This is a genomic window from Nocardia pneumoniae NBRC 100136 (genome assembly GCF_000308755.1).
GTDB lineage: Bacteria > Actinomycetota > Actinomycetes > Mycobacteriales > Mycobacteriaceae > Nocardia > Nocardia pneumoniae.
In genome coordinates, this window is record NZ_BAGF01000019.1 from 40,814 (window position 1) to 48,112 (window position 7,299).

The 7,299-nt window shown below is 65.6% G+C and carries 7 protein-coding genes; 4 read left to right on the forward strand and 3 right to left on the reverse strand.

Annotated elements, in window-relative coordinates:
- Nucleotides 1–122: 122 nt before the first annotated feature.
- Nucleotides 123–302: a hypothetical protein gene (locus ON34_RS04945; RefSeq protein WP_040774795.1), complete on the reverse strand. Its 180-nt coding sequence runs from the start codon at nucleotides 300–302 to the stop codon at nucleotides 123–125.
- 304 nt (nucleotides 303–606) lie between these two features.
- On the opposite strand from ON34_RS04945, the gene ON34_RS04950 reads away from it, so the two are divergent.
- From ON34_RS04950 to ON34_RS04960, 3 genes are all read left to right on the forward strand, one after another.
- On the forward strand, nucleotides 607–1,989 hold the full coding sequence (locus ON34_RS04950) for a helix-turn-helix domain-containing protein (RefSeq protein WP_051022158.1): 1,383 nt from the start codon (nucleotides 607–609) through the stop codon (nucleotides 1,987–1,989).
- The gene (locus tag ON34_RS04955) at nucleotides 1,986–2,678 is read left to right on the forward strand and encodes a RibD family protein (RefSeq protein ID WP_040774796.1); all 693 of its coding nucleotides are present in this window, start codon (nucleotides 1,986–1,988) and stop codon (nucleotides 2,676–2,678) included. The genes ON34_RS04950 and ON34_RS04955 overlap by 4 nt, the downstream gene beginning before the upstream one ends.
- A 64-nt stretch (nucleotides 2,679–2,742) precedes the next feature.
- On the forward strand, nucleotides 2,743–3,609 hold the full coding sequence (locus tag ON34_RS04960; RefSeq protein ID WP_157172175.1) for a TRADD-N-associated membrane domain-containing protein: 867 nt from the start codon (nucleotides 2,743–2,745) through the stop codon (nucleotides 3,607–3,609).
- 232 nt (nucleotides 3,610–3,841) lie between these two features.
- Here ON34_RS04960 and ON34_RS04965 read toward each other — a convergent pair whose 3' ends face one another.
- Nucleotides 3,842–5,242, reverse strand: a complete 1,401-nt coding sequence (locus ON34_RS04965) for an NsdA family TPR-like regulatory protein (protein ID WP_505847544.1) — start codon at nucleotides 5,240–5,242, stop codon at nucleotides 3,842–3,844.
- A 135-nt stretch (nucleotides 5,243–5,377) separates the two neighbouring features.
- Between ON34_RS04965 and ON34_RS04970 the strand changes: the two genes are divergently transcribed.
- Nucleotides 5,378–5,797, forward strand: coding sequence for a hypothetical protein (locus ON34_RS04970; protein ID WP_157172176.1), 420 nt, complete (start codon nucleotides 5,378–5,380; stop codon nucleotides 5,795–5,797).
- 215 nt (nucleotides 5,798–6,012) lie between these two features.
- On the opposite strand, the gene ON34_RS04975 is transcribed toward ON34_RS04970, so the two are convergent.
- On the reverse strand, nucleotides 6,013–6,642 hold the full coding sequence (locus tag ON34_RS04975) for a hypothetical protein (protein WP_157172177.1): 630 nt from the start codon (nucleotides 6,640–6,642) through the stop codon (nucleotides 6,013–6,015).
- Nucleotides 6,643–7,299: the final 657 nt, after the last annotated feature.

Sequence of the window (7,299 nt, forward strand, 5' to 3'; positions counted from 1 at the left end):
CTCCTTCGCGTTCGTGGCGATCCACTCATCGCCCCGGGCGCAACGGTGTCGGTGGAGTTCTCGCTGGAAAGGATCAGCTGGTATTCGGCGTGCTGGCAGCAAAGGATATCGGTGTTCTTCGGCTATCCCTGGAATCCGAAGGAGTACGCCATGGCCGCGAGGTACGGCAGACAGGTGCCGCCGTGGGCCGCGTGCTCGCCGAGAATGAATCGGGCCCGCTCCAGGTCGAGATCGGTGGGTTCGGCCGCGCAATCGCGGTAGCGCGTGGCCCAGAGGTCCCGAGTGTCCTGCGAAATCTGCATGGCAGCTCCCCTGATCGACGTTCGAGGACACACCGGCGCCGGTCCGGCCAACCAGGGCCGGAGCCAGTTTCGACCTCCAGATGGCCGGTTCACGTATCCGAGACGAGATGAGCGATCGCCCGCGGTTCGACGCCGGTGTGCTGGATTCAGTTTCTCCTGGACCGGGCGAAGCAACCATGAACTAACGGTGCAGTTCCCACGCCTTTTCACTGCATCGCCGTCGGATGCGGACGGCGCGGACGCGTATGCGCGGTGTAGCTTTCGCTGCGCAACGGCAGCACGAGCAGGGGCTGGAGCTGGACCGATGATCATCTATCGCTGGACGGGTATCGAATCGAAGGCACTGCGCGAAGCCATGCTTCTCGGCGTCGACAAGTTCGCCGCCAAGCTGAACATCGCGGCGCGCACAGTGGCGAACTGGGAGGCCAAGGGCGCCCAGGCACGGCTACGCCCGACCAGCAGGGAACTGCTCGAGAACGCGCTGGCGTCGGCGACGCCGGAAGTGGTCGCGCGGTTCGAGCAGACCCTCGCCGACATCGGATCGCGGCGACACGAACCCGGTCCCGCGGTGCCCGCACCGGTTACGCTGGCGAATGACACCCTTGATCAGTTCACGCCGACCGTGCTGGGTGTTGATGCTGACCAGGTCTGGGTGCCGGCCCGGACCGCCGCCGGAGAGGTCGTCGTCGTGTCGTTGCCGCGTCGCACGTTCGTGCTGGGTGCCGGTGCGGGAATGCTGGCCGCCGCCGCGGGTGTGCCGCCCGCTCGGTCCGTCGCGGACACGGTTGCCGCCCTGTCTAATTCGCGTATCGACCATGTGACCCACTTCCGGAATCTGCGGATGACGCTGATCGAGGACGACAACCTGTTCGGTGCTCGGCGTGCCTTGCCGATGATGGAGGACAGTTTGCGCGCCATGCGTGAACTGCGCCGGGCGGGGATCGGTGATTCGAAGGGACTGCTGCAGACGCAGATCCTCTATGCCGAGGTCGCGGCGTGGCTGCATCAGGACGGCCGGCGGTTCGACTGCGCCCAGTACTGGGCGGACCGCGCGTTGCGGTGGTCGCACGAGTTGGGCGACGACTACTTCATCGCGCTCGCCCTGATCCGGCAGGCGCAGTTGGCCGACGACATGGGCGAGGGCTCGGAGGCTGTCGAACTGGCACGGGCCGCCGAGCGAGCCGCGCCGCCCGGGACGCGTTTTCCGGTCGCGGCCGCCGCGTACGCCGGTCTGGGCTACGCGATGAGCGGCGATCGCGGCAACAGCGACCGGGCGTTCGACCACGCCCGCGCGATTCTCGACGACGCCGAATTCGATCCGACCTGGGGCATGTTCCTCGACGAGGCGTACATCGACGTCCACCAGGCGCTGGGACGCACGTCATCGGGCGACCATCGGGCCGCGACGGACCAGTACACCGCCGCCATCGCGAGCATGCGGTCCGGCTATCCGCGCGACCGGGGTGTGTATCTCGCTCGGAAGGCCCTGGCTCACCACGCGGCGGGGGAAATCGAACCGGCCGCGGCGGCGGCGCTGGAAGCCTTCCAGATCGGGTTGGCCACCGAGTCCGCCAGGATCCTGTACGAGGTCGAGCGACTCGGCCGAGTGATCGATCGCGGCAGCAGACAACCGGGCGTCGCCGAGCTGTGCGATGCCCTCGAAAGTTGGCGGAAGGACACCGCATGAGCCGACCGTACGTTTTGCTCTCGGTCGCGGCCAGCGTCGACGGCTACATCGATGACACCACCGACGAACGGTTGCTGGTCTCCAACGACGCCGACTTCGATCGTGTCGACCAGGTGCGCGCCGAATCCGACGCCATCCTGATCGGTGCCGAGACCCTTCGCCGGGACAACCCGCGCCTGCTGGTCAAGAGCGCGGCACGTCGGCAAGCGCGGGTCGCGGCGGGCAAGCCCGCGAATCCGTTGAAGGTGACCGTCACCAGGACCGGTGACATCGATCCGGGTGCACGCATGTTTCACCACGGCGTCGAGGCGGGCCGTCCGGTGGTGTACACGACCCCTGCGGGTGCCGAGAAGCTCGCCGGAGCGCTGGATGGCATCGCCGATGTGGTGCCGATCCGAGCGGACCGCGACTTCTGGGCAGCGGTCCTGGACGACCTCGGCGACCGTGGCATCGGCCGGCTGATGATCGAGGGCGGCAGCCACATCCACACGGCGATCCTCTCCGCCGGTCTGGCGGACGAACTGCACTACGCGGTAGGCCCCATGGTGGTCGGCGACCCAGCCGCCCCGCGGTTTCTCAACGCGGGCGAGTATCCGGGCGGTTCCACGCGCCGGATGCGGTTGATCGATGTCACCCAGATCGGCGACGTCGCCCTGCTGCGCTACCAACCGAAGGAGACTCGGCAATGACCGAGTCCGCCGGTATGCAACGTATTTCGCCCGCCGTGACGGTCGCCGACCTAACCTGTTCCGGGTGAGATCGTCTGCGAATGTGGACCACGATCCGACCGAGATCCCATTGGTCCCGGACCCGCCGTCATCGACGGCGGGATCGATCCCCGGCGGTCCCGCCAGCCCGGTGACCAGTCGCGTGAAGTGGTTCACCGGCACGGCTGTCGTGGTGGCGACTGGCTTGGTCGTCGCCGGTGTCGTCATGGCGGCGGTCGGCGATGACATCAGCAGTGTCACGTTGCTTGCGTTCGGCTTCGTGCTGATGCTGGTTGTGCTGCGACCGCTCACCCGTCAGGTGTTCGATCAGCAGGCCGACCAGATCCGCAGCCGGGTCGACGCACAGGCGCAGACGTCCAACTTCGTCATCAACGCCTCTGATCAGGCCGTGATCAGAGTGGATTCGCTCGGTTCGGACGCCGGGACGATGCGGGCGTCCGCGTCGTTGGAGAAGCAAGAGGCGATTCTGCGTGAGATGTACACCCAGGGCCTGGCTCAGGCCAAGGTCAGTTTCCTGATCAGCATCGTCTTCGCCAGCGCGGGCGCCGCCCTGCTCATGTTCGGGGTCTTCCTGGCCATCGTCAACGCGTCCACGCCCGATGGCCAGGAGTACGCCAGTATCGTTTCGCTGTGCGCCGGGATAGTCACCAACGTCATCTCCTCGATTTTCTTCGTGCAGTCGAATCGAGCCCGGCGGGACATGGCGCAACAGGGCACTCACCTGCGTGAGGAAAGCCAGGAGGATCGGCGCCTCAGCGCGGCACGCGAGATCGCCGCGGGCATAGGAAACGACGAGCTCCGCGACACGGTGCGGGCAAGGCTGTCCATGACACTGCTCTCGGTAGACCACGACCTCGTGGTAAAGAACCATGCTGCGCCAGAACAGGTTTAAGGTCCGCGCCCTTCGCCGAAGAGCGCAAGCCGCCCGTCCTAGTGCCCAGCCCAGACAGGTTCGCTGGGATTCGAGTTCAGTAACTCGACGAGGTTAGTCAAATGGCGGCACGATACGCCGTGGCCAACCGCCATTCGACTACCCTCGCGGCCTCGTCCATGCCGGGCGGTTACAGCGGAAGCTGTCTGGACGAGGCGCTAGTGTGCAAGCTGCAGCGATGATGGCGTGCCGCTCATAACTGCGTTTCGTTGTGCCGATCGGCCGTTACGTTTGATCGAATCGCCTCATGCAGTTCGGCGGATGCAGTTCGGCCGCGCTCATCCGGGGGTATGGCCGCGAGAACTTGCTCACCCAGCCATATCTCGAACCTGGTCCGCGATTCGGCCGGAAACACCTCCAAGGTCGCGGTCGCATGACGGGCGCCTTCGGTGGAGTCGCCGGTCCGCACATGGCAGAGCGCGCGTTGCAGTTCGATCCCGAGCCGTCCACCGGTATTGACCGGCGGATACAGTCGCAGCGCCGTCTGCTGCGCCTGCTCGGCGGCCTCGAGATTCCCCAGATACGAGTAGACGAAGCTCTCGGTGAATCGTATCCGCTCCTCTGGATATGCCCAGCAGTGCGCGCCGTGGTCCCTGGTCATGTCCGGCGGCAGCGCCGCGAAGGTGTCGCGTAGCTTCTCGAGATCGGTTTCGGCCTCATCCGCGCGGCCCAGCATCGCGAACGATTGCGCACGAGCGGCCAGCAAACTCGGCCGACCAGCGACCGGCCCTTTCGCCATCAGTTCTTCGGTCTCATTGACCGCATCGATGATCAGGTTCGGTGGTCGCCCATCATAGATGTCGCGAATGGCCGCACGCCCGCGGATGTAGAGCATGATGTGCGAATCGCCGGAAGAGTCCGCGGCGTACCGGGCGGTGCGCCACCACCGCGCTGCCTCTGTCCGATGCCCCAGATCGCGGACCGTCTGAGCCATGTAATGGCTGAGGAGCGCGCCGATCTTGTACAGCTCCAGTCGCCGACCGGTCTTCGAGGTCTGGCTTATCGTTGCTTGCAGGCCCAGGAGGTCTGTCACCAGCATCTCGGACAGGCGGCTCAACACCACCGCACCATCGCGATACACCTCGCCGTACTCGCGGACGACGTCGTGCCAGTCTGCGAGATCGGTGGCCGCTCCTTCGGGCATGAGCTGATTGAGGCCGTGCCTGGTCAATTCGAGGCCGAGCGCTGTGCCTACGCCAGTCAGCGAGGCGTTGCGTAGGAAGGTACGTCGCAGCACGTCGTCGACCTCCTCTCCGGCAAGCAGAGTCGGCGCATCGCGGTCCGCCTCAATGGTAGCGGCTCCGACGCCGCGATCCGGAGGCCGAAAACCGAGTTCCGCGTCCGTCGCCACGCCGAGAACGGCACGCAGCCCGGCGCGGCAATCCTTGCTGGGCCAGCGGAACACGCCCCGTTCGAGTTTCCCGATGTAATTGCTGGTGAACTGGACTATCTGTCCGCGTTCGTGAAAGACCCAGGCGTTCACCAACTCCGCGAGTTCCGCGCGTGATAACGGATGTCCGCTGGTGTGTGAGCGAATCCGCCTTCGAGCGGCACTGAGCTGATTGTTCGGTTCTCGCAATGCCCCACCATCCATGCTCGGCGAACCTCTCCGGCGGAATCATCGCAGCCGGGCCGCCGCCGCACCGCCGGATCGGCGACCCTCCCCGGAATCTCCCCGAAAACGGCTCGCCGCCAGGCATTCTGACCGGCTCCCGCAGGCCGGAAGCTGGTGCACAGCCCCGCCGCCGGGTTGATGCCGATCCGCGCATCGGCAACCCCGGCGGCGGGCGCTTCTAACGGCTACGAATACGACAGGGGTGAAATGGTGGGGTTCGATTGGTGGCGGGAAGCCGAGCCGGACGAAACGTCGCCGCAGGCGATCATCGACCGTGTGCAGGCCGAGTGGCGTGCCGAGCGCCGCCGCGAGCGTCTCCGGGCCGAGCGGGCCGAATCCGGGGACGCCGGGCTGTGGCCGACCGGGTGGCCACACGAAGCGCCAGAACATGCGCTGAGTGTGTCGGAAGCGCACTGGACCATGCAGCGCCACAGGGGATGTCGCGCCGACCAGTGCCCACGTAAAGCGGCGGCCCGGCAAACGCTCATCGATGCCGGGCGCATGGTTCCGGACACCTCACGTGAGATGCGGTGACGCTCGGGCGGCGGTCACCGACCGCCGTGCGGCACGGGGATGGACGGTCCGTCTCGGTCGGCTACATCGAGCACGCGTTTGGCCCGCCGCAAGACAAGGCAGCGCGGGGAACAGATGCTGTGGATTTCGAGGGCGCGCTCGGCCTGGCCCGGTGTAAGTGGGCCGGGGTCGGCGAAGCAGTCGCCTATATTGGAGATTATCGATCGCATCGGTGGTCAGCCAACCTTCACCGGAACCACAGAATCCTCGGTGAATCGACCACGACCAATGGTAAGGGTCACCAAGCCGACATTGCCCGCCGTGGAAACCAGCGGACCGGCGATCGATGTGAATTCGACGCCGCTCACCATGAGAACGCCGATCAAGCCGAGGCTGTTGGCGAAGGCATTCGCGGCGAAGGTTTGCCAGGTTTCTTCATGGGGTTTGGACCACGCATGCCGGACCGTCGGGATGGTGGCAATGAGATTGGCGCAAATGGCGAATAATGCACCGAAAACCTTCTCCGACACACCGACGGTCACCATGACACACGCGATCGAAGAAATCAGGCAAGCCCAGTCGATATTATCGCCCGGTCGCAGACCGGACCCATGGGTAAAGCCGACGGCGATTACCGCGGCATTCATGGCCGCCGCCGCGGCGTTGATACCGGCGGCGAGATGTGCTCCCTCGATATACGCCACGACCGCGAATACGGTGTTCGCGGTGCACCACGCCGCCCACGATGCGATGCGCGGCCGCGTGTCACCATCCAGTATGCCGCCCAGATAGGCGATGACACCATACAATGAAATGCCGACGCTGAGGCACGCCAACGATGTGCTCACATTCCATAAATCACTCACGGGAAACATTCCTCACAGATTCTTGCCGTTGCACGCAGAGAGGGCCGACAGTGGCGATTGAATCCATACGAACACGCCGAAGGAGACAAGCCGGTGCGCCGATGGGAACCAGGCGTTGCCTTTGGGTAAACGCTTCGGGATGAATAGTCCGGGTGCGACTCGGAAGTATCGTGACACGGTGGGCTCGGCGGCACCAATCCAGGACCGCGCTGTAACCATTTCTTAACTAACGGTTTGCGCTGCGTCCGGCGACGGGCTGTTTCCGCGCGAAGGTCCGGGTGTGAGCCAGGAGACAGATAAATCGCCGCGTAAGTACCTACGTCGCGAAACGCGACATACCTAAGTATGTAAATCGCCCAGTGAACTGTCGCGGTCTCCGACGGTGCTCGGTGGTTCTGCACCCATGGGCCGACCCGACTCCCGTTCGGACCGCTCCGCTGAGCGCCGATGTTCGGCGAACCGCTCCGACCCGGCGCCTGTCCCGGGCCGGAATCCGATCGTTCTGCGCTGTACCAGCCCCGGCCGGACACCATCCCGGCGGTGCGGTGCGGTGCGGTGCGGTGCGGTGCGGTGCGGTGCGGTGCGGTGCGGTGCGGTGCGGTGCGGTGCGGTGCGGTGCGGTGCGGTGCGGTGCGGTGCGGTGCGGTGCGGTGCGGT

Coding starts and splice junctions, on each gene's coding strand:
- ON34_RS04945 (WP_040774795.1), bottom strand. CDS start 302: ATGCAGATTTCGCAGGACACTCGGGACCTCTGGGCCACGCGCTACCGC.
- ON34_RS04950 (WP_051022158.1), top strand. CDS start 607: ATGATCATCTATCGCTGGACGGGTATCGAATCGAAGGCACTGCGCGAA.
- ON34_RS04955 (WP_040774796.1), top strand. CDS start 1,986: ATGAGCCGACCGTACGTTTTGCTCTCGGTCGCGGCCAGCGTCGACGGC.
- ON34_RS04965 (WP_505847544.1), bottom strand. CDS start 5,242: ATGGATGGTGGGGCATTGCGAGAACCGAACAATCAGCTCAGTGCCGCT.